Below are 306 nucleotides of genomic sequence, written 5' to 3'. Positions count from 1 at the left end.
AACGCCTGCAGTTCACCGCGCAGCTGCGCCTGCTGCTGCAGGATCAATCGTGCATGGTGGGCGAGGGCGGCGCCGGCTTCGGTCAGGCTGACGCCGCGGGGGTGCCGGTTCACCAACGCGGTGCCGGCATCGGCTTCGATCGTGCGCAGGCGTTCGCTGGCCGACGCCAGTGCCAGGTTTGCCTGCGCTGCGCCGGCCGTGATGCTGCCCGCCTCGGCAATCGCCAGGAACAGGCGCAGGTCGGCGATATCCATCCGCATGTGATGCCCTCATCGCAACGGCTGCGCCTTCGGATCAGCCGAAGGC

At 69.3% G+C, this 306-nt stretch carries 1 protein-coding gene; it reads right to left on the bottom strand.

Going from position 1 to position 306, the window contains the following annotated elements:
- Positions 1-260, bottom strand: a 260-nt coding sequence (locus B3446_RS18535) for a LysR family transcriptional regulator (protein ID WP_291383882.1), incomplete at its 3' end; no start/stop codon positions are given.
- Between the last annotated feature and the right edge of the window lie 46 nt (positions 261-306).

Origin of the sequence: Achromobacter sp. UBA5777 (assembly GCF_002418565.1) — a bacterium.
In the GTDB taxonomy this organism is placed as follows: Bacteria; Pseudomonadota; Gammaproteobacteria; order Burkholderiales; family Burkholderiaceae_B; genus Achromobacter; species Achromobacter animicus.
Note: the sequence above shows the minus strand (reverse complement) of the source record. Positions and strands in the feature narration are given on the sequence as shown.